Here is a 22,315-nt window from a genome sequence, read left to right as displayed (position 1 = left end):
GCTCGTTTGAGCCGGCGGTCGCCGGTCCGGGCGGGGTGGATGCCGGTGAGCAGCCGCGGATGCGGTTGGCTTCGCCGGCCAGGTCGTCGTCGAACCCGACCGGCACCTCGCGCTGGACACCGAGCCGGACGGCAGTCCGCGCGCCCGGCTGCTGCTCGAGGTCGTTCTCACCGAGCTCGTCCGCGCCGAGCAGGAACCCCTGCGCCTCCCGGAACCGGCCGACCCGCGGCTCAAGGCCGTCACCGACCTGCTGCACGCCGATCCGGCGTGCCCGGCGACGCTGGCCGAGCTGGGCCGCCGGACCGGCGCGAGCGAGCGCACGCTCAGCCGGCTGTTCGGCAGCGAGCTGGCGATGAGCTTCCACCAGTGGCGCACGCTGCTGCGCGTTCAGCGGTCCCTGCTCGAACTCGGTGACGGCACGTCGGTGACCGACACGGCGACGCGGCTCGGCTGGGCGAACCCGGGCAGCTTCATCGACGCCTTCACCGACCTCCTCGGCCAGACCCCCGGCCGCTACCGGGCGAACGCCCGGGCCGCCGGCTAACGACGACCCAGGCCGCGGATCAGCACCATCACCGCGTCCCGCACCTCCGCGCGGGTCCGGTGCGCCCCGAACACCTGCCAGTCCAGCGCCACCACCAGCATCGTGCCGAACAACCCCGCCGCCGCCGTCGGGATCTCCACGCCCGCCGGCAGCCGCCCGGCCGACTCCAACCGGGTCAGCTGCTCCTTCACGATCGAGATGATCTCCTCGCGCAGCAGCGAAAGCGTCCCGTGCCACTGGCCCGGCGTGCGCCACAGCTCGCTCACCAGGATCTGCGAAAACCCCGGGTACTGCGCGATGAACTCCAGCGTCGTGTCGACCTGCGCCTCGATCACGGCCAGCGGATCCGCGTCCGAAACAGCGGCGCGCAGCCGACCGGCCAGCATGTCCACGCCGTAGCGCAGCAACGCGTCGACCAGGCCGTCCTTGGACCCGAAGTTGTAGTACACCGTGCCCTTGGCGACGCCCGCCGCGGCCGCGATGTCGTCGACCGTCAGGCCCACCAGGCCCCGGCTCTTCGAGAGCTCCAACGTGGCCTCGAAGAGCTTCTGCTTCGTCGCGCCGCTCACAGGCTCAGCTCGGGCTTGAGCGCCGACACCGTCCAAACGCGACGCTTGCGGGCGGCCAAAGTGGACACCAGGATCCCGCCTGCGAGGTAGGCCAGCAGCACGCCGATGTCACCGAGCAGCTGTCCGGTCGAGGCGCCGCTGTAGAACAGGTGGCGGAAGCCGTCGATCGCGTAGCCCATCGGCAGCACCACGTGCAGCGGGTACAGCGCGTCCGGGATCGTCTGCCACGGGAAGGTGCCGCCCGCGCTCACCAGCTGCAGCACCAGCAGCACCAGGCCGAGGAACTTGCCGACCGCGCCGAAGAACGCGTTGAGCGCGTGCACCACGGAGGTGAACGTCAACGACACCAGGATGGCGAAGCCGATCGCCGGCAGAGGGTGTGCGACGTGGATGCCGACCAGCCACGTCACCGCGCCGAACAGGACGACCACCTGCGCGATGCCCAGCAGCGCCGAGGACAGCCAGCCGCCGACCGCGACCCGGAACGGTGCCGCGCCCGCGGTCAGCGCGCGCGTCGAGAGCGGGCGCAGGATCAGGAACAGCACGAACGCGCCGATCCAGGTGGCCAGCGAGATGAAGAACGGCGCGAGGCCGGCGCCGTACGTCCCCGCCGACGCCTCGCCGTTGGCGTTCACCGCCACCGGGTCCGCGATCGTGTTGGCCGTCGCCGAGCGGGTCGGGTCGTCGGGGTTCGGGATCTGCTTGAGCCCGGCCGCGAGCCCGTCGCGCAGCTTCACCGCGCCGTCCGCGAGCTGGTTGGTGCCGTTCACCGCGGTCTTTTCGCCGTCGCTGAGCTGCGAAGCGCCGTCACGCAGCTGGTTCGCGCCGTCGGAGGCCTGGGCGATGCCGCTCGCCAGCTGCAGGGACGCCGCGGCGAGCTTGGCCGCGCCGTCGGACACCTGGCGGGCGCCGTCGGCGAGCTTCGCGAGGTCGCCGTTGGCCTGCTGGATCTTGCTGTTGGCCTGGTCGACGGGGGAGCGCAGCTGGTCGGCGCGCGCCAGGATCTCCTGGATCTGCGCGTCCGGCACGCCCGCGGTGCGCAGGTCCGCCTGCAGCTGGCTGCGGTAGGAGTCGAGCTTGCCCTGGATGTCGGACGACGCCGTCGCGGCGATCGAAGCGGCGTCGGCGACCTTCTGGTCACCGGCGGCCACCTGCGAAGCGCCGTTGGCCAGCTGCTGCGTCTGCGCAGGCAGGGACGCGGTGGCGCTCTTGAGCGTGCCGAGCCCGGTGGCCAGCGTCGACGAGCCGTCCGCGAGCTTCGCTGCGCCGTCGGCCAGCTGCTGCTGGCCGGACTTGAGCTGCCCGGCGCCGTCGGCGAGCTGCGCCGCGCCGGTCGAGGCCTCCTGGATCTTGGCGTAGATCGTGGAGAAGCCGACCAGGAACCGGTCCGCGGCCTCGCTGCCGACCTTCTCCGCGATCGTCTTGCGGACCTGCTCGGCCACCTGCTTCGCGATCGTGCCGGACAGGTAGTTGTTGGCGTCGTTGGTGGTCAGCGTGATCGTCGCCTGCTGCGGCTGGAAGTTGCCGACCGAAAGCAGTGCGGCGGAGAAGCCGCTCGGGATGCCGATGGCGAACGAGTACTTGCTGTCGCGGACGCCGTCGCGGGCCTCCTGCTCGGACACCTCGTGCCACTGGAAGGTGCCGGACTTGACCAGCTCGTCGGTCACCTCGCGGCCCACGTTGCGCTGCTGCCCGCTCGAGTCCTTCGCGCCGGTGTCGCTGGTGAAGACGGCGGCGGGCAGCTTGTTGAGCCGGCCGTACGGGTCGTAGTTCGCGTAGAGGTAGAAGGACGCGTAGAGCAGCGGCACCAGCACGAGCGCGACCAGCGCGAGCTTCGGCAGGGTGCCGGTGGAGAGGCGGCGCAGCTCGTTGCGCGCGATCCGGAAGGCGTTCATTCGGGGGCTCCGTCAGTGCTCTCGGCGAGCTCTTCGGTGGGTTCGGGGGCGGCGGGGAGGGCGCAGTGCTGCGGCGCGGGCTGTTCGGCCGCGCCGATCCGCGCCGGGGTGAAGGGCAGCGCGGACAGCGGCGTCGTCGCGGTCAGCACGATCACGGCCAGGCCGCGCTCGGCGTGCTCGCGCGCCAGCGCCGCCCAGCTTTCGACGTCACTGGTGTGCCGGTCGGGGGTGTCGAGCACGAGCACGCGCACGCCCTTGCGTTCGGCGGCCAGCTCGGTGAGCAGCCGCGTGCGCAGCGCCGGGGCGAGGTTTTCGAACCGCGTGCCGGCGAACGGCGCGGCATCGTGCGCGGCGAGCCAGCGGGCGACGTCCTCCTTGCCCGCCGGGCGGTGCGCCAGCGCCAGCTCTTCGCCGGCGACCACGCGCAGGGGCAGCGCGTCGTCGGGTTCGCTGACACCCGGCGCGTCGACGACGGCGACGAGCTCGGTCAGCGGGGCGTCGACGCCCTCGGCGTGCACGGTGCCGGTGGTGGGCTTGAGCCGGCCGGCCAGGGCGAGGCCGAAGGCCGTGACGCCGACGCCGGGTTCGCCGTGGACGATCGCCAGGTCGCCCTCGCCGAGGGTCAGCGACGTGGGCGGTAACAAGGTGCCGTGGTGCCCTTCGAGGGACACCCGATCGGCTCGGACCTGCACGATTTCTCCCGCTTCGCGAACTTTTGAACTGACCGGTCAGTTCAAAAGTTAGTCCGCGCGGGGTTTGGCGGCAAGATCACCGGACGCACGTCACACTTGTGAGTGGATCACCGGAGCGCTGCGCCGGCTCGGCTGTGCCGCGGTGCCGCTGGGCGGTTGCGGGGCTGCTGGGCGGTCGCGGCCGCTGGAGCGCCGCGGCTGGAGTATCGCGGCTCGAGCGCCGCCGCCGAGCCGGGCTCGCCGAGCGGTGGCGGCGGGCTGGTCGTACGGGCCATGGTCGCCGCCTCCTCGCCTCAATCACCGCCCGCCGCCGCGGCGGGCGGGTCCGCCCTTGCCGAGCCGCGCTTGCCGAGCGGCGTCGACGGACCGAGTCGCGCCCACGATGCCACCCCCGGCCCGCCCTCGCCTGCGCAACCGAGCGCCGCCGCTCCTCACCGCAGCGCCGCGGCCGGTCGCACCTCCCACGTCGTCCACAGTGGACGATAACCCTGCCGGTGCCAGAACACCGAAGACAGCGGGTTGGTCGGGTTGTAGTACAAATACGTCCGGTTCGCGCCGCCCCGGTGCAGCTCCCGGTGCACGTGGGCCATCAGCGCCCGCCCGAACCCGCCGCCGCGCTCACCCGGCAGGGTGACGACGTTGTTCACGTACCCCCAGCGCCCCGGCGGCAGCAGCTCGGCCGCCTCGCTGCCCGGCGTCGTGTCCACCCACGCGCACTGCGCGAGCGCGCGGGGCTCCCCGTCCTCCTCGGCCAGCCAGACGAGCGGCTCGTCCTCGGCGAGGGCCGTCCGCAGGGCCGGCTCCAGCAGCGAGGCGGTGCTGGCCCGGCGGGGAGCGGCGACCAGCCCGGTGTAGTCGAACGTCGCCTCGGCCAGCTTCAGTGCGGTGTCGTGGTCGGCCGGCCCCGCGCGCCGGACCGCGATCTCCGGCCGGGCCTCCGGCGGGGGCGCGGTCCGCACGCCGAGCGCGGACAGCGGGACGAGGCCGTGGTCGAGGAACGCGCGGATCGCTTCGGCGTCCCGGCTGGGCCAGACGACCACGCACGCCGAATCGTCTCCGGTCGCTTCCGTGGAGAGCCGGCCCTTCAACGCGCGCAGCAGGAGGTCCACGCCTTCGGTGCCGGTGTCGCCGAAGTACGGGAAGAGCTGCCACGTGTCCGCGGCCGACCACAGCATCGGGACGTCGCCGGGTGCCAGCCGCACGCGCTGCAGCACCCCGGTGACCTGCGTGCCGTCCGCGGTCGCCGCGTCCAGGCGTTCGCCGTCGGCCGGTGGCGGTGCGGGCGGCAGCAGCGGGTCGACGGCGGCGAAGCGCGCCCGGTGGGCCGCGAGCAGCGGTTCGGCGATCTCCATGGGTCCCCCTTCGTGCGTGTGGTCAGGACCAGGCGGGGCGCCGGAGCCACATGGTCCACAGTGGACGATAGCCCTGCCGGTGCCAGAACACCGGCGAAAGCGGGTTCGCCGGGTGGTAGAACAGGAACGTCCCCTGCACGTCGTGCGTCAGCAGCTCGCGGTGCGCCACCGCCATCAGCGCCCGGCCGACCCCGCCGCCGCGGGCCGCGGGCGCGACCGACAGCGTGTCGACGTACCCCCAGCGGCCCGGGTGCAGCCTGCCGTGGATCGAGTTGCCGGGCGCCGCCGACGCCAGCGCGCAGGAGGCCATGCCGACCGGCACCCCGCCGTCCTCCTCCGCGAGCCACACCAGCCCGCTGAAGCGCAGGGCGCGGACGACTTCGGCACGCAGCAGCTCGCGGGCGTCCGGCCGCGGCACCGCCGTGCCGACCAGGCAGGTGTAGGTCCACTCGGCCAGCCGCAGCTCGGTCAGCGCGTCGACGTCGCCGTCCCCGGCGCGGCGGACGGTGACCCGCGCCGTCCCAGGGCCGGCGGGCGGGCCTGCGGTGCGCACGGCCAGTGCCGTCATCGGCGCGAACCCGTGCGCCAGCAGCACCGCCGACGCCTCGGCGTCGCGGCTCGGCCAGGTCAGCGAGCAGCCCGAGTCCGGGCCGGCCGATGTCCCGCGCAGCCGGTCGCGCCACGCGCCGAGCAGGGCGGCGAGGCCCGCCGCGCCGCTGTCGCCCGGCACCGCGGTCAGGTCCCGGATGTCCGAGGGCCCCCACAGTGCCGGCCAGGACCCCGGCGCGTGCGTGACCTGCGTCAGCAGGCCGCCGGCCTTGCGGCCGCCGACCGTCACGACCAGGGGCTCGTTCGACGGCGACGGCGGGGCGGCGATCGGCGGGAGCAGCGGGTCGAGCGCGGCGAACCGCGCGTTCTGCTGCGCCTCGAGGGAGGTCACGAGCGGTGCGTGCGGAAGATGGCGGTGCCCGGGAACAGCTTGCCGCGCAGCGGGCTCCACTGGCCCCACACGCGGGTGTGCCCGGCCGGCCACTCGGGCTCGACCAGGTCGGTGAGGGTGAACCCGGCCGCGGCCAGCGCGCGCACGTAGTCGCCGAGGGTGTGGTGGTACTCGACGTAGGTGGCGGTGCCCTCGTCGTCGACCTCGACGTACGGCGTGCGGTCGAAGTACGGCTGGGTGACGGTGAGCCCCTGCGGGCCCGGGTCGTCCGGGAAGATCCACCGCATCGGGTGCGTCACCGAGAACACCCACGGCGCGCCCGGCCGCAGCACCCGGTGCACCTCGGCGAAGACCGCGTCGACCGAGGCCACGAACGGGATCGCGCCGAAGGCCGAGCAGGCGGCGTCGAAGCTGCCCGAGGCGAGCGGCAGGTGCTCGGCGTTGGCCTGCACCAGCGGGACGTCGAGCCCGGTGCGCGCGTTGCCCGCGCGGGCGTGGCGCAGCATGCCTGCCGACAGGTCGGTCGCGACGGCGTGGGCACCCGCGGCGGCCAGCCAGCGCGCGCAGGCGGCCTGCCCGCAGCCGACCTCGAGCACGCGCTTGCCCCGGACGTCGCCGAGCAGCCGCGCCTCGGCCTCCCGGACGCCCTCCGGGCACCAGACGAAGTCGGCGTCGCCGAGGAACCCGCCGTGCTCGGCCTGGTAGTCGTCGGCGTCGGCGTCCCACCAGGCGAGGTTGGCCGCCGCGGCTTCGGCGCCGCCGACCTCGCGGTAGGCGACGGCCGCGGTGCCCAGCCGGTGCTCGGCGGCGTCGTGGCGCCCCGGCGCGGGCGCCTGCTCCGGTGGCATGATGGGGTCTCCGGTCCCGGTGGCGGCTCACCTGCGCCACCTGCGTCCTCGTGCGTGCGGTTTGCTTCCGCGAGGACCTTAGCGAGCCAGGGGGACCCTGATTGTGCCGCCTAGCGGCTGCCGCGTAGGATAAGTGTTAGCGCAGTGGGTTCGCGCTGCCTTCCGCTCAGCTTCTGGTTGGGACTCGGGTCGCGCACCGTATGCGGGGTCATGCCGCGGTCGTTCACTGGTGGACGTTTGCTTGCAGGGTCGTCGCATGCCGCCCATGGCGCCGACAACTGCCAACCCTCGATTCCCATCCACCGGAGCAACCCGCCTAATGACCACCGACACCGCCACCGCCCCGACCGCCCCCACCGGGCCCCAGCAGGTCGCCATCAACGACATCGGGTCGGAGGAAGACTTCCTCGCGGCGATCGACAAGACGATCAAGTACTTCAACGATGGCGACATCGTCGAGGGCACCATCGTCAAGGTCGACCGCGACGAGGTCCTGCTCGACATCGGCTACAAGACCGAGGGTGTCATCCCCTCGCGTGAGCTCTCCATCAAGCACGATGTCGACCCGGCTGAGGTTGTCACCGTCGGCGATGAGGTCGAAGCCCTGGTCCTCCAGAAGGAGGACAAGGAAGGCCGTCTGATCCTGTCCAAGAAGCGTGCGCAGTACGAGCGCGCCTGGGGCACGATCGAGGAGCTCAAGGAGAAGGACGAGCCCGTCAAGGGCACCGTCATCGAGGTCGTCAAGGGCGGCCTCATCCTGGACATCGGCCTGCGCGGCTTCCTCCCCGCGTCCCTGGTCGAGATGCGCCGCGTGCGCGACCTGCAGCCGTACGTCGGCCGCGAGCTCGAGGCGAAGATCATCGAGCTGGACAAGAACCGCAACAACGTGGTCCTGTCCCGCCGCGCCTACCTGGAGCAGACCCAGTCCGAGGTGCGCAGCGAGTTCCTCAACGCGCTCGCCAAGGGCCAGGTCCGCAAGGGCGTCGTGTCGTCCATCGTCAACTTCGGTGCCTTCGTGGACCTGGGTGGCGTCGACGGCCTGGTGCACGTCTCCGAGCTGTCCTGGAAGCACATCGACCACCCGTCCGAGGTCGTCGAGGTCGGCCAGGAGGTCACGGTCGAGGTTCTGGACGTCGACATGGACCGCGAGCGCGTCTCGCTGTCGCTGAAGGCGACCCAGGAAGACCCGTGGCGCCAGTTCGCCCGCACCCACGCGATCGGCCAGATCGTGCCGGGCAAGGTCACCAAGCTGGTTCCGTTCGGTGCGTTCGTGCGCGTCGAAGAGGGCATCGAGGGCCTGGTCCACATCTCCGAGCTGGCCGAGCGCCACGTGGAGATCCCGGAGCAGGTCGTCCAGGTCAACGGCGACGTCATGGTCAAGGTCATCGACATCGACCTCGAGCGCCGTCGCATCTCGCTGTCGCTGAAGCAGGCGAACGAGGGTGTCACGCCGGACACCGAGTTCGACCCGACCCAGTACGGCATGGCCGCCGAGTACGACGCCGAGGGCAACTACATCTACCCCGAAGGCTTCGACCCGGACACCCAGGAGTGGCAGGAAGGCTTCGACAAGCAGCGTGAGGAGTGGGAGCGCCAGTACGCCGAGGCGCACACTCGTTACGAGGCCCACATGAAGCAGGTCCAGAAGGCCGTCGAGGCCGACGCCGAAGCGGCGGCGGACGCGGCGACCGGCATCGAGGGTGGCGCGGAAAGCTACACCTCGGGCTCGGCCCCGGCCGACTCCAAGAGCAGCGGTGGCACCCTCGCCTCCGACGAGCAGCTCGCGGCGCTCCGCGAGAAGCTCTCCGGCGGTGCGTGAGCACTAGCTCTCTGAGCTGAGCTGAACCCCCGGCCCCTCGTGGGCCGGGGGTTCTTCGCGTTTGCCGTGGTCAGTGGTTGCGCAGGCCGAGTCCGGCCATCATGGCGGTGACGCCGTCGCGGTACATGGCCTCGTTGGCCTCGTCGGTCGGTGGGATGAACCAGTCCGGCAACGGCCGCCGCGAGGCCATCATCAGCTCCGCGCCGACCAGCCCGTGCATCGCCGTCCACAGCTGGTACGCGGCCGAGCGGGCGTCCGTGCCCGGCGGGCACACCCGCTGGACCCGGGTGATGAACAGCGTGAACGTCGTCCGCAGCACCGCCGACCGCAGGCCTGGGTCCGGGTCGAAGTCCGGCACCGGGCGCTCGAACATCAGCGCGTAGCGGGTCGGGTTCTCGCGGGCGAACCGCCGGTACTCCAGCGCGAGGTGCAGCAGGTCCGCGAGGCCGTCCCGAGTCGACGGCGGCAGCCCCTCCAGCAGTTCCCGCAGCGAGTCGAACGTGCGCTCGTACAGGGCGTCGAGCAGGCCCGCGCGGCCGCCGAAGCGGGCGTAGACCGAGAGCGTCGACGCGCCGGCCGCCTCGGCCACGCCGCGGACGGTCAGCCCGGGGACCCCGCGGTCCACGAGCACCGACAGCGCCGCGTCGAGAAAGCGCTCGCGGCCGCCTTGATCGGCCGGGCGCATCGGCAAGTGCCTGGTAGCCACGGCGCACCCCCTTTGCGGCAGCCGGGCGCAGGGCGGCGTCCGGGTGACCCACCCGCAGCAGAAGATACGATATCCGCCGCGTCTTGGGAATGTTCCGGATGTCCGGATCGTCGGTGACGCGCGCCGAGAGGACTGCACGCGGATGGATCACCCCGAGCCCGGCACCGTCGTCGTCACCGCGAGTGGCGACGGCACCTACACACAGCAGGTCACCACGGCGACCCACACGCTGCTCGTCGACGAGCCGGTCGCGGTCGGGGGCGCCGACGCCGGCCCGAACCCGTACGAGCTGCTCCTCGCGTCACTGGGTTCGTGCACGGCCATCACGCTGCGGATGTACGCCGACCGCAAGGGCATCCCGCTGACCAGGGCGACCATCCGGCTGCGCCACGACCGCATCCACGCCGAAGACTGCGCGCGGTGCGAAACCGAGCGCGGCCTGCTCAGCCGGATCACCCGCGAGATCGAGCTCGAAGGCGACCTCGACGACGAGCAGCGCGCCAAGCTCATGCTCATCGCCGACAAGTGCCCGGTGCACCGGACGCTGTCGTCGGAGATCGCGATCGAAACGCGGGGAATCGGCCGCTTTCAAGGGGGCCCGGGTGGCGAAGCCCCCGGCCCGAGGCGAAGCCTCGGTTGACACTGGGTCAGGCGGCGCGCACGGTCACCGCGGCCGGCCGCGGGCCGACCGTCGGGACCCAGATGCGCTCGAGGGCGGCCACGCGGGCCTTGCGGCGGAGGCCGGCGAAGCTGTGCTTGGCCGGGACCAGCAGCGTGCTCAGCCAAGGGCGCTGGTAGCCGGCCAGCGCCTCGGCCACCGGGCGGTGGACAAGGCAGTGCACCAGCCCCGGCGTGCCGAGCCGGTGCCTCCCGGCGTGCTTGCTGTCCGCCATCGTTCCTCCGCGTGGGCGACGCTGTCGCGCGCACCGTACGCACCCGCGTGGGTCGATGTGGGTAACCAACGCGGCGTGTCCGGATATCGGTTGAGTCACGCGCGTGACTAGGGTGATCGGCATGTTGCGTGTGGGGTTGACGGGTGGGATCGGGGCCGGGAAGTCGACCGTGGCGCGCCGGCTCGCCGAACACGGTGCCGTGCTGGTGGACTCCGACCGGATCGCCCGCGAGGTGGTCGAGCCCGGGACCGAGGGGCTCGCCCGGCTGGTCGCGGAGTTCGGTCCCGAGATCCTCGCCGCGGACGGCTCGCTGGACCGGCCGGTGCTCGCCGCGAAGGCGTTCGCCGACGACGAGTCGCGGCGCCGGCTGAACGCGATCGTGCACCCGCTCGTCGGCGCCCGCACCGGGGAGCTGATGGCGGCCGCGAAGCCGGACGCGATCGTCGTCCACGACATCCCGCTGCTGGTCGAGAACGCTCTCGCGACGGCCTACCACCTGGTCGTGGTGGTCGACGCGCCGGTCGAGGTGCGGGTCCGGCGGCTGGTGTCGGCGCGCGGGATGGCCGAGGAGGACGCGCGGGCGCGGATCCGGGCGCAGGCGAGCACCGAGCAGCGCCGCGCCGTCGCGGACGTCTGGCTGGACAACGGCGGCGCCGAGGACGCCGTGCTGGCCGAGGTCGACGCGCTGTGGGCGGACCGGCTGGTGCCGTTCGAGGCGAACGTCCGGCTGCGCCGGCCGCGGCCGCCGGTGTCGCCGAAGATCGCCGGCTACGACCTCACCTGGCCCGTCCAGGCCGAGCGGGTGCTGGCCCGGGTCCGCGCGGCGGCGGGCGGGCTGGCGCTCCGTGCCGACCACATCGGCTCGACGGCGGTGCCCGGCCTGCCCGCCAAGGACGTCGTCGACCTGCAGCTCACGGTGTCCACTTTGGACGACGCGGACACGCTGCGGGAGCTGCTGGCCGACGCCGGGTTCCCGCGGCTGGCCGGGGACTGGTGGGACGACGCCCTCGACGGCGACGGCACGTGGCCCAAACGCCTGCACGTCGGCGCCGACCCGAAGCGGGCGGTGAACCTGCACGTCCGCTCGCAGGAGACGCCCGCGTGGCGGCTCGCCCTGCTCTTCCGCGACTTCCTGCGGGTGAACCCGGACGAGCGCGACGACTACCGCGACGTCAAGCTGCGGCTGGCCGAGGCGCACGCCGCCGATGGGAACGTCGCGGCCTACGCCGACGAGAAGCAGGAGTGGGTCAACGGGGTGTTCGCCCGCGCGGAGAAGTGGGCGGCGGCCACCGGCTGGACGCCCTAGGCGCGCATGTCCTTGAGCTGCGGCCAGACCTCGGCCCAGCTCCCGGTCCGGTCGGTGAGCAGCCAGACGGGCATGTGCTCGCTCGCGTTGCGGATCCCGAGCCGGTTGCCGACCTGCCCGACGATCCTCGCGGCGCCGAAGTGCTTCGCGATCTTCGCCGGGTCGTAGCCGACGAAGAGCACGTTGCGGGTGTCGTCGGCCGGGCGGCCGAAGTACCAGAATCCGCGGCTGGGGCTGGCGGCCTCGGGTAGGCCGCGCTCGGACCCGTACCGGTCGAGCGCGCCCGCCTGCCAGTACCCGCCGGTGACGATCGCGGTGTCCGGCGGCGCCGTCCGGTACAGGGCGGCGACGTCGGCGGCGAGGTCCGGCCAGCCGATCTCTTCGGCCGCGTACGCGGGCCGCGGCGCGCCCGGGTGCTCGACGAGCCAGTGCGCGGGCCAGACCGGGAGCGTGAACGGCAGGCTGAACAGGGCGGACACGACGAACACCGGCCAGGTCGGCACCCACCGCCACCAGCGAGCGGGCTCCCGCGCTTCGACGTGCACCGCGGCGGCCGCCCACAGCACGCCGAACATCCCGGCCGCGTAGTAGTACCGCCCGTTCGCGACCAGGAAGACCGCGGCGACTCCCAGCGCCGTCCAGCCGAGGAACCGGTACGGCCGCAGCTGCCTGCTGCCCAGCAGCACGGCGAGGCCGTAGAGCACGCCGAGCGCGCCGATCACCCAGCCGGCGCCGGCCAGCAGGTTCGGGACGAAGCTCGCCCGGCCGCCCGCCGCGTCGACCTCGGCGCCGACCGCGTCGCCCATGCCGAGCTGCGGCCAGCCGTTCGCGCGCTGCCAGAGCAGCGTGGGGACCAGGGAGCCGGCGGCGATCAGGGCGCCGAGCCACAGCTTCGGGCGGCGCAGCAGGTCACGCGGCCCGAACACGAGCACCGCGAGCCCGGCCACCACCCAGAACGCGGCGATGAGCAGCTTGCCGTTGAGCGCGACCGCCGTCACGACGCCGAGCCAGACCAGCAGCGCGTCGTCGCGGGTGCGGACCCAGCGGACCAGCAGCCACAGCACGAGCGTCCACAGCAGCGGGTCGATCGTCGAGGTCGCGAGGTAGTGGCCGCTGCCGACGAACTGCCCGCAGATCGCGTACGCCGCCGCGGCGCGGGCCTGCGCCTTGCGCTGCCCGCCGAGTTCGCGGGCGATCAGCGCGGTGACGACCACACCGGCCGCGGTCGCGGCGATCGCGGGCAGCCGGAAGACGACCAGGGAGCCGGGAGCGAGGGTGTTCATCGCCCAGGCGAGGGCGGGCACGAGCGGCGGCTGGTCGGCGTAACCCCAGGCCAGGTGCTTGCCGGCGGCGAGGAAGTACAGCTCGTCGCCGAAGTAGCCGTAGCGGCCGGCGGTGAGCAGCAGCGCGGTGGCCGTGCCCGCCGCGAGCAGCAGGACCGGGCGCCGGGCGAACGGGGCGAGGGCGGTTTTCGCCTGGTCGGGGGCCGTGGCCACGGCGTCCATCGTGCTCCTGTTCCTCGTCGGCGCCGGTCTTCCCGCACCCTACGTGCGGGTTCGGCGCCGCCGGGGTCAGGGGTGGCGCCGCCAGGTCAGCGCGATGTCGCGGGTGGCCAGCCAGGCGGCGAGGTCGTAGCCGTGCGCGGCCAGCCCCTCGACGGCGGCGTAGGTGGTCTTCAGCGCGTACTCGGCCTCTTCGGCGGTGACCAGGCCCGCTTCGACGGCCTCCAGGAGCTCGTCGGTGTCGATCACCCGCAGGGAGAGCTTGTCCTTGAGCACGATGTCGACGTAGAGGTCGGTGGCGACCCAGCGCGGGCCGTCGCGGTGGACGCGGACGACGTCGAGGTAGAAGTCCTGGTCGCGTTCGTGGCCGGGGGAGAACCAGAAGTCGGTCAGGCGCAGGCCGAGCCCGGGCAGCAGCCACGACTCGAGGTAGTGGAACTGCGCGCGGCCCGGCGTCGGGCGGGCGAGGTAGAGGCCGAACGGCTCCTGGCGGAACTCCTCGACCTCCCGCCGGATGCCCTTCGGGTCGGTGTTCGAGCGCGCGGCGGGGTCGAAGACCTCGACCTTCGGGGGGTGCGGAGCGGCCATGCCGGTCATCCTTGCCGGGCCGGTCACGAAACGCGCACTCCCGCCACGGCCGTCACACGTTCGGGCTAGGGTGCGCCGGACGAACGAGGGGGAACGGGCGATGTTCGGGATCATCAGGCCGTGCCGGCACCGGCTGGCCGAAGGCTTGCACGCGGACTGGATGGCGCACCTGTGCGGGTTGTGCCTGACGCTGCGTGACGAACACGGCCAGCTCGCCCGTGTCGTCACCAACTACGACGGCCTGATCATCTCCGTCCTGGTGGAGGCGCAGGCACCCCGCGCGGACGGCCGGCGCGAAGCGGGTCCGTGCCCCCTGCGCGGCATGCGGACGGCCTCGGTGGCCCGCGGCGAAGGAGCCCAGCTGGCGGCGGCGGTGTCCCTCGTGCTGGCGGCGGCGAAGGTCGGCGACCACGTCGAGGACCGCGACGGCGCGTTCGGCAGGCGCCCGGTGGCGGCGGCCGCCCGCCGCGTCGCGGCCCGCTGGACCGAGCAGGGCAGCCGCACGGGCGGCCGGGTCGGGTTCGACACGAGGGTGCTGACGGAGGCGGTCGAGGGCCAGGCCGCACTGGAGTCGTCGGTCCGCGAGGGCGACTCGCCGCTGTGCGCGACGGAACCGGCAGAGCGAGCCACGGCGGCGGCCTTCGCCCGCACGGCGGAGCTGGCGGGCAAACCGGGCAACCGCGAAGCCCTGGCGGAGGCGGGCCGCCTGTTCGGCCGGGTGGCACACCTGCTGGACGCGGTCGAGGACTACCCGGCGGACGCGGCGGCGGGGGCGTGGAACCCGTTGCTGGCGACGGGAACGGACCCGGAGGAGGCCCGCCGCCTGTGCGACGACGCGGTGCTGGGGGTGGAGCTGGCGTTGCGCGAGGCGGAGTTCACCGAGCCGGCTTTGGTGCACGCGCTGCTGGTCCATGAGTTGAGACAAGCGGTGCGGCGAGCCTTCGGCCACGGCCTGCACGGCCATGGTCTGCCCGGCCACGACCACAGCCACAGCCACAGCCACGGCTTGAGCTCGGGGGAAGGCTCCTCCGAACCGGGCAGCGAGTGCACGCCGCCCGAGCTCGGCTCGTGGCCGGGCGGTCCCGTGGGGCAGCAGCCGCCGCCCGGGTGGATCGGGCGGGGGCCCGCTCCGCAGCAGCACCCGCACGAGCCGCCGCCGGGGTGGATCGGGCGCGGGCCGGCGCCGCAGCAGCACCCGCACCAAGTTCCGCCCGGCTGGGGCGCTCCGCAGCCGCACGGGTTCCCGCCGCCGGGCCCGGTTCCGCCGCCGGGCGCTCCCGGCGGACGTGGCCCGGGCGGTCCAAGCGGTCCGAACGGCCCAGGCGGCCGCGGCCCGGGCGGCCCAGGTGGCCCAGGTGGCCCAGGTGGCCCGGGTGGCCCGGGTGGCCCGGGTGGCCCAGGTGGCCCGGGTGGTCCCGGCGGCCCGGGTGGTCCTGGCGGCCCGGGTGGCCCCGACGACCCCGGAGGTCCCGGCGGCCCCAAGGACCCGAAGCACGGCAAATCCGGCCCGTACGACGGCAAGGGCGGCGGCCTCTGGTACCCCAAATTCGCCGTCCCCCCGAAGAAGCGCAACGCCTTCCTCGGCTGCGCCCTCATCCCCTACATGTGCTGCACCTGCCAGTTCTGCTGCCGCGACCCCTACCCTGGTCCCTTCAGCGGAAAACCCCACGACGCCTGGGGTTGCGACTGCGACTGCTGTGACTGCTGTTCCTGCTGTGACTGCGGCTGAGGAGGGCACGATGACCGACCCGATGGCCGGCCTCCACGAGCGGGGCCGGGAAACCTTCGCCGGGCTCGTCGACGGCGGGGAGGCCCGGCTCGACGCCCTCTTCGCCACCGTCCCGGCGCTGGGCGAGCTGGCCGTCGGCACCGTCTACGGCCACCTCCACGAACGCCCGGCGCTCGACGCCCGCACCCGCGAAGCCGCCACGCTCGCCGCGATCGTCGCCGCCGGGATGGCCGGGCCGCCGCTGAGCGTCCACCTCCGGACCGGGCTCGCCGCCGGGCTGGCGCCCGCCGAAGTCTGCGAAGTCGTCGTCCAGACCGCCGCCTTCGCCGGGTTTCCGCGCGCGGTTTCCGCCGCCGACCAGCTGAACCGGCTCTTCGAAGGCCACGGCCTGCCGATCCCGCCGCCGCCGTCGCCGCGCGAAGTGGTCCTCGCGCACCTGGCGGCGGCCGAAGGCGAGGTCGCCGGCGTGCTCGCCGAGTTCCCGCGCACCGAGGTGCAGGCCACCGGCCCCGGCCGGGTGCTGGTCGCCTGCTTCGCTGCAGGTGACGGTGAAGCCGACGACGCCGTCCCCGGCGCGGTCCTGCACTGCGCCGTCGACGGCGCAGATGTCACCTCGACCACGGTCTTCCGAGCCCGCTGACCAGGGCCGACGGAAATTGTCGGTGGGGCGGCCTACTCTGGTCGACGTGGCTTTCGCAACCGAACACCCCGTCCTCGCCCAGTCCGACTTCCGGCCCGTCTCGGAGATCCCGCGGACCGGCGGCCGGTTCGAGGTGATCAGTGACTACCAGCCCGCCGGCGACCAGCCGGCGGCCATCGACGAGCTCGAACGCCGGGTCAAGGCGGGCGAGAAGGACATCGTGCTGCTCGGCGCCACCGGCACCGGCAAGTCGGCCACCACCGCGTGGCTGATCGAGCGCGTCCAACGGCCGACGCTGGTGATGGCGCCGAACAAGACGCTGGCCGCCCAGCTGGCGAACGAGCTGCGCGAGCTCTTCCCGCACAACGCGGTCGAGTACTTCGTCAGCTACTACGACTACTACCAGCCCGAGGCGTACATCGCGCAGACGGACACCTACATCGAGAAGGACTCGTCGATCAACGACGACGTCGAGCGGCTGCGGCACTCGGCGACGATGAACCTGCTCTCGCGGCGTGACGTCATCGTGGTCGCCAGTGTCTCCTGCATCTACGGCCTGGGCACCCCGCAGTCGTACCTCGACCGCTCGAGCAAGCTCGAGGTCGGCATGCAGCTCGACCGGGACGTCTTCCTCCGCGCCCTGGTCGACGTCCAGTACACGCGCAACGACATCGCCTTCGCGCGCGGCACGTTCCGCGCGCGGGGCGACACGGTCGAGATCATCCCGGCCTACGAAGAGCTCGCGATCCGCGTGGAGTTCTTCGGCGACGAGGTCGAGAAGCTCTACTACCTGCACCCGCTGACCGGCGACATCGTCAAGGAGGTCGACGAGGTCCGGATCTTCCCGGCCACGCACTACGTCGCCGGCCCGGAGCGGATGGAAAAGGCCATCCAGGGCATCGAGAAGGAGCTCGAGGAACGCCTGGCGGAGCTGGAGAAGCAGGGCAAGCTGCTGGAGGCGCAGCGGCTGCGGATGCGCACGGCCTACGACATCGAGATGATGCGCCAGGTCGGCTTCTGCTCCGGCATCGAGAACTACTCGCGGCACATCGACGGCCGCGGGCCGGGCTCGGCGCCGGCCACGCTGATCGACTACTTCCCCGACGACTTCCTGCTGGTGATCGACGAGTCGCACCAGACGGTCCCGCAGATCGGCGGCATGTACGAAGGCGACATGTCGCGGAAGCGGAACCTGGTCGAGTACGGCTTCCGCCTGCCGAGCGCGGTGGACAACCGGCCGCTGACCTGGGAGGAGTTCTCCGACCGGATCGGGCAGACGGTGTACCTCTCGGCGACGCCGGGGCCGTACGAGATGGGCCAGGCGGGCGGTGAGTTCGTCGAGCAGGTGATCCGCCCGACCGGCCTGGTCGACCCGAAGGTGGTCGTGAAGCCGACCGAGGGCCAGATCGACGACCTGGTCCACGAGATCCGCGAGCGCGCGGACAAGGACGAGCGCGTCCTGGTCACCACGCTGACGAAGAAGATGGCCGAGGACCTCACCGACTACCTGCTGGAGCTGGGCATCCGGGTCCGCTACCTGCACTCGGAGGTCGACACGCTGCGGCGCGTCGAGCTGCTGCGGCAGCTGCGGGCGGGCGACTTCGACGTGCTGGTCGGCATCAACCTGCTGCGCGAGGGTCTCGACCTGCCGGAGGTGTCGCTGGTGGCGATCCTCGACGCCGACAAGGAGGGCTTCCTCCGCAGCGGGACGTCCCTGATCCAGACGATCGGCCGCGCGGCGCGCAACGTGTCGGGCGAGGTCCACATGTACGCGGACAAGATCACCGAGTCGATGCAGCACGCGATCGACGAGACGGACCGCCGCCGGGCCAAGCAGGTCGCCTACAACGAGGAGCGGGGCGTCGACCCCCAGCCGCTGCGGAAGAAGATCGCGGACATCCTCGACCGGGTGTACAGCGAAGCCGAGGACACCGAGCAGGTCTCGGTGGGCGGCTCGGGCCGCAACTCCTCGCGCGGCAAGAAGCCCGAACAGGGCGACCGGGTGCGCAGCTCCGGGATGCTGGTCGACAAGGACGTCTCGGCGATGCCGCGCGCCCAGCTGGCCGACCTGATCCAGCAGATGACCGACCAGATGATGCAGGCGGCGCGCGACCTGCAGTTCGAACTGGCGGCCCGGCTGCGTGACGAGATCTCCGACCTGAAGAAGGAGCTGAGGGGCATGGACGCGGCCGGCATCAAGTAGCGGGCCACGGCGATGAACATCAAGGACCCGGAAACGGAGCGGCTCGCGGCGGAGGTCGGCACCACCCGGTCAAGCTCGGCACGGGGGACTGCGACAGCTACGCCACGGCCAAGCTCGCGCGTGAACCGCTGCTCTGCATCGGCGACGGCTTCCCGCGGACCGATCTCGAGCTGGTCGAGGTGAAGCCGTGAACGTCGAAGCCGTCGTCGCCTACTGCCTCGCCAAGCCCGGCGCGGAAGAGACCTATCCGTTCGGCGAGCACGTCCTCGTCGCCAAGGTCGGCGGCAAGGGCTTCGCCTTCATCGGCCAGGACGAGCCCGGCACCATCGCCGTCAAATGCGGGGCCACGAAGGACGAAGCCGCCGAGCTGCGGGCGCGGTACCCGGGCGCCGTCAGCGTCATGGACTACCTCGGCCGCTACGGCTGGAACCGCGTCGAGCTCGGCGCCGGCGTGCCCGACGCCGAGCTCGAGGAGCTGATCGACGCCTCCTACGAGGCGATCGTCCGGCGGCTGCCCAAGGCCAAGCGGCCCTGAGTCACTGCTCCGGCGCCGGCGCGTTCTCGTCCGGCTGCAGCATCCCGAAGACGTTGCCCTCCGTGTCCGTGCAGTACGCCAGCCAGCCCACGCCGGGGACCGGGTTCTTCGGCAGGGCCAGCGTTCCGCCCGCGCGGTTGACCTCGCCCAGTGCCTTGTCCAGGTCCGCCACGTCGATCGTGTTGACGTAGCCGTGGATCGGGGCCGAGGCCTCGGGCGCCGGGCCCTGGCGGGGGAGCAGCCCGCCGTCTATTCCGTCGCCTTCGCCGGTGCTGATCACCCAGTAGGGCGCATCGCCCCAGCGCTCGAACTTCCAGCCGAACACCGCCGTGTAGAACGCCACCGCGCGTTCGGGGTCACCCGCGTGGATCTCGAAGTGGACGGGACGAGGCATCCTCGCCTCCTCAGGCCGGGCCGTCAGGGTGTGGTGAGAGTACGCCCGGCCTGAGGAAAGTCACAGCCGCGCGCGGGGCGTCAGGTCCGCGTCGAAGTCCGGGAAGCCGGCGGGTGCCGAACGAAGAGCCGGCGACGTGGCCGGCGGCAGGCCGGCCCAGCGGCGGATCGTCGCCGTGGCCGCCGCGGCTTCGGCCGGGGCCAGCTGGGCGATCTTCGCGCCGTGGTTGCCGCCCTGGACGTAGTAGCGGTACGAATCGCGGCTGCCGAAGCCCAGCTCGAACGGCTCCGCGCCCCACGGGTCGTTCGAGCCGTACACGAACAACAGCCTGGTGCCGCGGGACTTCACCCAGAAGTCGATGTCCGGCATCGCGGGGTAGTCGAAGCGCGGCAGGCGGATCGACGCCGGCACGAACGTCTTCGGCCGGTTGGCGCCCGGGTAGCGCAGGAGGTCGCGGAGGTAGCCGTCGTACGACTCGGGCGAGCCCAGCTGTACCGCCGCCTGGTAGTAGTACGGGACGTAGGGCGCCAGGTCCTGGTCGGAGTAGGTGTTGAGGCTCTCCACCTTCTCGTACCAGGCGTAGACCTCCGCCGCGGGCGCGCCCGCCTTCGGGACCGTCGCGCAGTCCGCCTGCTTCTGGTACTGCCAGAACGCGAAGTACGAGTCGATCACCGAGATCTCGAGGGACTTGTCGGCCGACCCGACGATCGAGAACGTCAGCCCGCGCGCCGCCGCGTCCGCCGCGGCGATCGCGCCCAGCTCGTCACGCCGCTTCAGCGCGTCTCGCTGGATCGCTTTCAGGGCGTCGCGGCAGGCCGGGTCGTTGCCCACGCGGGACAGGAACCGGTTGTAGACGTCGACCGGGTCGATGACGTCGTTGGGGGCGACGTACGGGATCGTCGCGTCGACGTCGTCGGGGAAGAACCGGCGGAAGTACGTCGCGGTCATGCCGCCCTTGCTGCCGCCCGTGGCCAGCCACTTGCCCGGGTAGATCGCCTTGAACGCCTGCACCGCGCGGTGCTCGTCGGCCGCCGCCTGCCAGATCGTCAGCTGCTTCGCCCAGTTCTCCGGCTCGGGCCGGGACGGCGTGAAGTAGCGGTACTCCATCGACAGCTGGTTGCCGTCGACGATCTGCGTCGGCTCGGACCGGTTCGGCGAGCCGCTGACGTTGTAGCCGCTCGTGAAGGCGACCGTCGGGGCGGCGAAGTCGCGGTGCAGCAAGGTGAAGCGCTGCTGGAACGTGCCCGCGCCGGGGTGCCGGTGGTCGGCGGGCTGGGTGTAGGTCAGCTTGAAGAAGCGGAACCCCGCGGGCGCCGCGTCCTCGGAAACGACCGTCAGCCCCGGGATCCGCTGCAGTTCCGCCTTGATGTCGGGCGCCGCCGCGGCCGCCGGCGCCAGGCCGGCCAGCGCGAGCAGGACCGCACCCGCGGTGAACATTCTGCGCATCGAGCACCCTCCCGGCTCCCGAACCCCTTCCGTGGGACCCTCACAGAACCGGCGGTGGTCGGCAATCGGCTGTCCGGGCGCAGAATCGGTCAGGTTCCGACTTTCGGCGGGTGGCGCCGCGTCTCCCGGCGTGCGCAACCGCGGGCACCGTGCGAGTTGTCGACGTGATCGGCGCCACGTTACGGTCCGAACCGGTAAGGCACCGTCATCGAGCGAGGGGTCCGCCATGAAGGTTTCCGACTGCCCGACGACCCAGGTCGAGGTCCGCATCGCCGCGGCACCGGCCGAAGTCTGGTCCTGGCTGCTGGACGTCGACCTGCCGGCCCGGTTCTCCACCGAGTTCCAGGGTGGCGGCTGGGTCGACGGCGCCGAGCCCGGCCTCGGCGCGCAGTTCCGCGGCCGCAACTCCCACCCGGTCGCGGGGGAGTGGGAGACGGTCTCGACCGTCACCGGCTACGAGCCCGAGCGGCTGTTCGCGTGGGCCGTGATGGACGTGACCAACCCGGCCGCGTCGTGGCGCTTCGAACTCGTCCCGGACGGCGAAGGGACGATCCTGCGCGAGTGGGCCCAGATCGGCCCCGGCCCGTCCAACCTGACGACGATCATCGGCACGATGCCCGAGCACGAAGACGAGATCGTCGCGATGCGGCTCGGCGAGCTGCAGACCAACATGCAGAAGACGATCGAAGGCATTAAGGCGCTGGTCGAAAGCGGCGTGCACGCCGCCTAGCGGAGCACTCTGTCCACATAGGACTTCACGGCGGCGAGCGCTTCGACGGACCGCCACATCCGCTCGACCTGCGGGTCGTCGGAGTGGCGGTACTCGGCGATCCGCTCGTGGAAGGGCTGCCGGATCTGGGCCTTGGTGTGGGCGAACGGCTCGGCGGGCAGGTCGCCGAGCCGGCTCGCGACGGCGACGGCCCGCTCGAGCACCTCCGCCGGGGGCGCCGCCTCGTCGGCCAGCCCCCGGGCCAGTGCCTCCTCGCCGCCCCAGGTTTCACCCGGGTAGGTGAGCGAAGGCAGCCGCGTGGTCCCGTAGGCGCAGCGCAGGATCTCCAGCGCGGCCAACGGGAACGGCAGCCCGACGAGCAGCTCGGTCACGCCGATCCGGCCGGTGCCCAGCACCCGGCGGTCGCAGGCCGCGGCGAGCACCGCGCCGCCGGCGACGGCGTGCCCGTTGAGCGCGGCGACCACCGGCCGCGGGCAGCCGAACACCGCCAGCAGCGCGTCCGACAGCAGCGGCAGGAACTCGGACACGTACGCCGCGCCGCCCGCCTCGATCCGCTTGAGGTCGACGCCCGCGCAGAAGATGCCGCCGGTGCCGGTGAGCACCACGGCACGGGCCTGCTCGGCGTCCTCGATCCGCCGCACCAGCTCCCGGCACGAGTCCGTGTCGAGGGTGTTGCCGCCACCGTGGTCGATCCGGAGCACGGCGACGTCGCGGTGGCTGTCCAGGGTGATCGGCACGAGCCCGACCGTACCGCGGCCCGGCGGCCCGGTCAGGTTCTCTCGCTCAACCGGACGACGCCGAAGCGCTCCCGCCGCACGAGTTCGGCGAGCTCCTCCAGGATCGGCAGCCGGCCGAGGGGGACTTCAGGCCGATCATCCGGGCGGCGCGGCGCAGGCCCAGCTCGGTCACGCGGTCCAGGTAGGTCCGCGCGACCTCCGTCTCGTTCTCGACCAGCACCCGGCCCAACACCGCGTTCATCGAGGG

Annotated in this window: 23 protein-coding genes; 9 read left to right on the top strand and 14 right to left on the bottom strand. The window is 72.6% G+C overall.

Features of this window, described 5'->3' with window-relative positions:
- The first annotated feature begins 112 nt into the window (after window positions 1-112).
- A complete protein-coding gene (locus BLW76_RS34085) occupies window positions 113-544 on the top strand; it encodes a helix-turn-helix transcriptional regulator (protein ID WP_425266065.1) in 432 nt (143 codons plus the stop codon).
- On the opposite strand, the gene BLW76_RS34080 is transcribed toward BLW76_RS34085, so the two are convergent.
- The 6 genes from BLW76_RS34080 to BLW76_RS34055 all read right to left on the bottom strand — a co-directional run bounded on the left by BLW76_RS34080 (window position 541) and on the right by BLW76_RS34055 (window position 6,840).
- Complete coding sequence (locus BLW76_RS34080) at window positions 541-1,113, bottom strand: TetR/AcrR family transcriptional regulator (protein ID WP_091315268.1); 573 nt, start codon at window positions 1,111-1,113, stop codon at window positions 541-543. The genes BLW76_RS34085 and BLW76_RS34080 overlap by 4 nt on opposite strands.
- Complete coding sequence (locus BLW76_RS34075; RefSeq protein WP_091315266.1) at window positions 1,110-3,008, bottom strand: YhgE/Pip family protein; 1,899 nt, start codon at window positions 3,006-3,008, stop codon at window positions 1,110-1,112. The genes BLW76_RS34080 and BLW76_RS34075 overlap by 4 nt, the downstream gene beginning before the upstream one ends.
- Complete coding sequence (locus BLW76_RS34070; protein ID WP_091315264.1) at window positions 3,005-3,700, bottom strand: P-loop NTPase family protein; 696 nt, start codon at window positions 3,698-3,700, stop codon at window positions 3,005-3,007. The genes BLW76_RS34075 and BLW76_RS34070 overlap by 4 nt, the downstream gene beginning before the upstream one ends.
- Before the next feature lie 431 nt (window positions 3,701-4,131).
- Window positions 4,132-5,052 carry a GNAT family N-acetyltransferase gene (locus BLW76_RS34065; protein ID WP_091315262.1) on the bottom strand — a complete coding sequence of 307 codons (921 nt, stop codon included), beginning with the start codon at window positions 5,050-5,052 and terminating at the stop codon, window positions 4,132-4,134.
- A 22-nt stretch (window positions 5,053-5,074) separates the two neighbouring features.
- Complete coding sequence (locus BLW76_RS34060) at window positions 5,075-5,992, bottom strand: GNAT family N-acetyltransferase (protein WP_091315259.1); 918 nt, start codon at window positions 5,990-5,992, stop codon at window positions 5,075-5,077.
- Window positions 5,989-6,840, bottom strand: coding sequence for a class I SAM-dependent methyltransferase (locus BLW76_RS34055; protein WP_091315258.1), 852 nt, complete (start codon window positions 6,838-6,840; stop codon window positions 5,989-5,991). The genes BLW76_RS34060 and BLW76_RS34055 overlap by 4 nt, the downstream gene beginning before the upstream one ends.
- A gap of 319 nt (window positions 6,841-7,159) precedes the next feature.
- On the opposite strand from BLW76_RS34055, the gene rpsA reads away from it, so the two are divergent.
- Window positions 7,160-8,659, top strand: coding sequence for a 30S ribosomal protein S1 (gene rpsA / locus BLW76_RS34050; protein WP_003098851.1), 1,500 nt, complete (start codon window positions 7,160-7,162; stop codon window positions 8,657-8,659).
- 70 nt (window positions 8,660-8,729) lie between these two features.
- On the opposite strand, the gene BLW76_RS34045 is transcribed toward rpsA, so the two are convergent.
- Window positions 8,730-9,344 (bottom strand): TetR/AcrR family transcriptional regulator, encoded by a 615-nt coding sequence (locus BLW76_RS34045; protein ID WP_091315255.1) that lies wholly within the window; start codon window positions 9,342-9,344, stop codon window positions 8,730-8,732.
- 163 nt (window positions 9,345-9,507) lie between these two features.
- Here BLW76_RS34045 and BLW76_RS34040 point away from each other — a divergent pair, with 163 nt between their 5' ends.
- Window positions 9,508-10,005 (top strand): OsmC family protein, encoded by a 498-nt coding sequence (locus tag BLW76_RS34040; RefSeq protein WP_091315253.1) that lies wholly within the window; start codon window positions 9,508-9,510, stop codon window positions 10,003-10,005.
- Window positions 10,006-10,012: 7 nt separating this feature from the next.
- On the opposite strand, the gene BLW76_RS34035 is transcribed toward BLW76_RS34040, so the two are convergent.
- Window positions 10,013-10,258 (bottom strand): hypothetical protein, encoded by a 246-nt coding sequence (locus tag BLW76_RS34035; protein ID WP_091315251.1) that lies wholly within the window; start codon window positions 10,256-10,258, stop codon window positions 10,013-10,015.
- A gap of 121 nt (window positions 10,259-10,379) precedes the next feature.
- Between BLW76_RS34035 and coaE the strand changes: the two genes are divergently transcribed.
- On the top strand, window positions 10,380-11,564 hold the full coding sequence (gene coaE, locus BLW76_RS34030) for a dephospho-CoA kinase (protein ID WP_091320208.1): 1,185 nt from the start codon (window positions 10,380-10,382) through the stop codon (window positions 11,562-11,564).
- Here the strand turns inward: coaE and BLW76_RS34025 are convergent.
- On the bottom strand, window positions 11,561-13,069 hold the full coding sequence (locus tag BLW76_RS34025; protein WP_091315249.1) for an ArnT family glycosyltransferase: 1,509 nt from the start codon (window positions 13,067-13,069) through the stop codon (window positions 11,561-11,563). The two genes, coaE and BLW76_RS34025, sit on opposite strands and share 4 nt — an antisense overlap.
- Window positions 13,070-13,135: 66 nt before the next feature.
- The gene (locus BLW76_RS34020) at window positions 13,136-13,654 is read right to left on the bottom strand and encodes a ribonuclease FAU-1 family protein (protein ID WP_091315246.1); all 519 of its coding nucleotides are present in this window, start codon (window positions 13,652-13,654) and stop codon (window positions 13,136-13,138) included.
- A gap of 100 nt (window positions 13,655-13,754) precedes the next feature.
- On the opposite strand from BLW76_RS34020, the gene BLW76_RS50100 reads away from it, so the two are divergent.
- The 4 genes from BLW76_RS50100 to BLW76_RS33985 all read left to right on the top strand — a co-directional run bounded on the left by BLW76_RS50100 (window position 13,755) and on the right by BLW76_RS33985 (window position 18,761).
- Window positions 13,755-15,383, top strand: a complete 1,629-nt coding sequence (locus tag BLW76_RS50100) for a DUF5685 family protein (protein ID WP_143060734.1) — start codon at window positions 13,755-13,757, stop codon at window positions 15,381-15,383.
- Between the two features lie 10 nt (window positions 15,384-15,393).
- The gene (locus tag BLW76_RS34000) at window positions 15,394-16,023 is read left to right on the top strand and encodes a carboxymuconolactone decarboxylase family protein (RefSeq protein WP_091315244.1); all 630 of its coding nucleotides are present in this window, start codon (window positions 15,394-15,396) and stop codon (window positions 16,021-16,023) included.
- Window positions 16,024-16,069: 46 nt separating this feature from the next.
- Window positions 16,070-18,226 carry an excinuclease ABC subunit UvrB gene (uvrB, locus tag BLW76_RS33995; protein ID WP_167384822.1) on the top strand — a complete coding sequence of 719 codons (2,157 nt, stop codon included), beginning with the start codon at window positions 16,070-16,072 and terminating at the stop codon, window positions 18,224-18,226.
- Window positions 18,227-18,413: 187 nt separating this feature from the next.
- The gene (locus BLW76_RS33985) at window positions 18,414-18,761 is read left to right on the top strand and encodes an MmcQ/YjbR family DNA-binding protein (protein WP_091315240.1); all 348 of its coding nucleotides are present in this window, start codon (window positions 18,414-18,416) and stop codon (window positions 18,759-18,761) included.
- Window position 18,762: 1 nt separating this feature from the next.
- On the opposite strand, the gene BLW76_RS33980 is transcribed toward BLW76_RS33985, so the two are convergent.
- Window positions 18,763-19,155 (bottom strand): VOC family protein, encoded by a 393-nt coding sequence (locus BLW76_RS33980; protein ID WP_091315237.1) that lies wholly within the window; start codon window positions 19,153-19,155, stop codon window positions 18,763-18,765.
- 60 nt (window positions 19,156-19,215) lie between these two features.
- Entirely contained in the window at window positions 19,216-20,601 is a 1,386-nt protein-coding gene (locus BLW76_RS33975) for a S28 family serine protease (RefSeq protein ID WP_091315235.1), read from the bottom strand.
- 226 nt (window positions 20,602-20,827) lie between these two features.
- Between BLW76_RS33975 and BLW76_RS33970 the strand changes: the two genes are divergently transcribed.
- Complete coding sequence (locus BLW76_RS33970) at window positions 20,828-21,331, top strand: SRPBCC family protein (protein ID WP_091315233.1); 504 nt, start codon at window positions 20,828-20,830, stop codon at window positions 21,329-21,331.
- Here BLW76_RS33970 and BLW76_RS33965 read toward each other — a convergent pair.
- Together BLW76_RS33965 and BLW76_RS33960 are read right to left on the bottom strand one after the other, a co-directional pair.
- Window positions 21,328-22,068, bottom strand: a complete 741-nt coding sequence (locus BLW76_RS33965; RefSeq protein WP_091315231.1) for an enoyl-CoA hydratase/isomerase family protein — start codon at window positions 22,066-22,068, stop codon at window positions 21,328-21,330. The genes BLW76_RS33970 and BLW76_RS33965 overlap by 4 nt on opposite strands.
- Before the next feature lie 46 nt (window positions 22,069-22,114).
- On the bottom strand, window positions 22,115-22,309 hold the full coding sequence (locus BLW76_RS33960) for a hypothetical protein (protein ID WP_244170447.1): 195 nt from the start codon (window positions 22,307-22,309) through the stop codon (window positions 22,115-22,117).
- Window positions 22,310-22,315 lie beyond the last annotated feature (6 nt).

Origin of the sequence: Amycolatopsis tolypomycina (assembly GCF_900105945.1) — a bacterium.
GTDB classification, from domain to species: Bacteria; Actinomycetota; Actinomycetes; order Mycobacteriales; family Pseudonocardiaceae; genus Amycolatopsis; species Amycolatopsis tolypomycina.
This window is presented reverse-complemented; position numbering and strand designations above follow the sequence as displayed.

Coding starts and splice junctions, on each gene's coding strand:
- BLW76_RS34075 (WP_091315266.1), bottom strand. CDS start 3,008: ATGAACGCCTTCCGGATCGCGCGCAACGAGCTGCGCCGCCTCTCCACC.
- BLW76_RS34065 (WP_091315262.1), bottom strand. CDS start 5,052: ATGGAGATCGCCGAACCGCTGCTCGCGGCCCACCGGGCGCGCTTCGCC.
- BLW76_RS34055 (WP_091315258.1), bottom strand. CDS start 6,840: ATGCCACCGGAGCAGGCGCCCGCGCCGGGGCGCCACGACGCCGCCGAG.
- rpsA (WP_003098851.1), top strand. CDS start 7,160: ATGACCACCGACACCGCCACCGCCCCGACCGCCCCCACCGGGCCCCAG.
- BLW76_RS34045 (WP_091315255.1), bottom strand. CDS start 9,344: ATGCGCCCGGCCGATCAAGGCGGCCGCGAGCGCTTTCTCGACGCGGCG.
- BLW76_RS34040 (WP_091315253.1), top strand. CDS start 9,508: ATGGATCACCCCGAGCCCGGCACCGTCGTCGTCACCGCGAGTGGCGAC.
- BLW76_RS34035 (WP_091315251.1), bottom strand. CDS start 10,258: ATGGCGGACAGCAAGCACGCCGGGAGGCACCGGCTCGGCACGCCGGGG.
- coaE (WP_091320208.1), top strand. CDS start 10,380: ATGTTGCGTGTGGGGTTGACGGGTGGGATCGGGGCCGGGAAGTCGACC.
- BLW76_RS34025 (WP_091315249.1), bottom strand. CDS start 13,069: ATGGACGCCGTGGCCACGGCCCCCGACCAGGCGAAAACCGCCCTCGCC.
- BLW76_RS34020 (WP_091315246.1), bottom strand. CDS start 13,654: ATGGCCGCTCCGCACCCCCCGAAGGTCGAGGTCTTCGACCCCGCCGCG.
- BLW76_RS50100 (WP_143060734.1), top strand. CDS start 13,755: ATGTTCGGGATCATCAGGCCGTGCCGGCACCGGCTGGCCGAAGGCTTG.
- BLW76_RS34000 (WP_091315244.1), top strand. CDS start 15,394: ATGACCGACCCGATGGCCGGCCTCCACGAGCGGGGCCGGGAAACCTTC.
- BLW76_RS33980 (WP_091315237.1), bottom strand. CDS start 19,155: ATGCCTCGTCCCGTCCACTTCGAGATCCACGCGGGTGACCCCGAACGC.
- BLW76_RS33975 (WP_091315235.1), bottom strand. CDS start 20,601: ATGCGCAGAATGTTCACCGCGGGTGCGGTCCTGCTCGCGCTGGCCGGC.
- BLW76_RS33970 (WP_091315233.1), top strand. CDS start 20,828: ATGAAGGTTTCCGACTGCCCGACGACCCAGGTCGAGGTCCGCATCGCC.
- BLW76_RS33960 (WP_244170447.1), bottom strand. CDS start 22,309: ATGAACGCGGTGTTGGGCCGGGTGCTGGTCGAGAACGAGACGGAGGTC.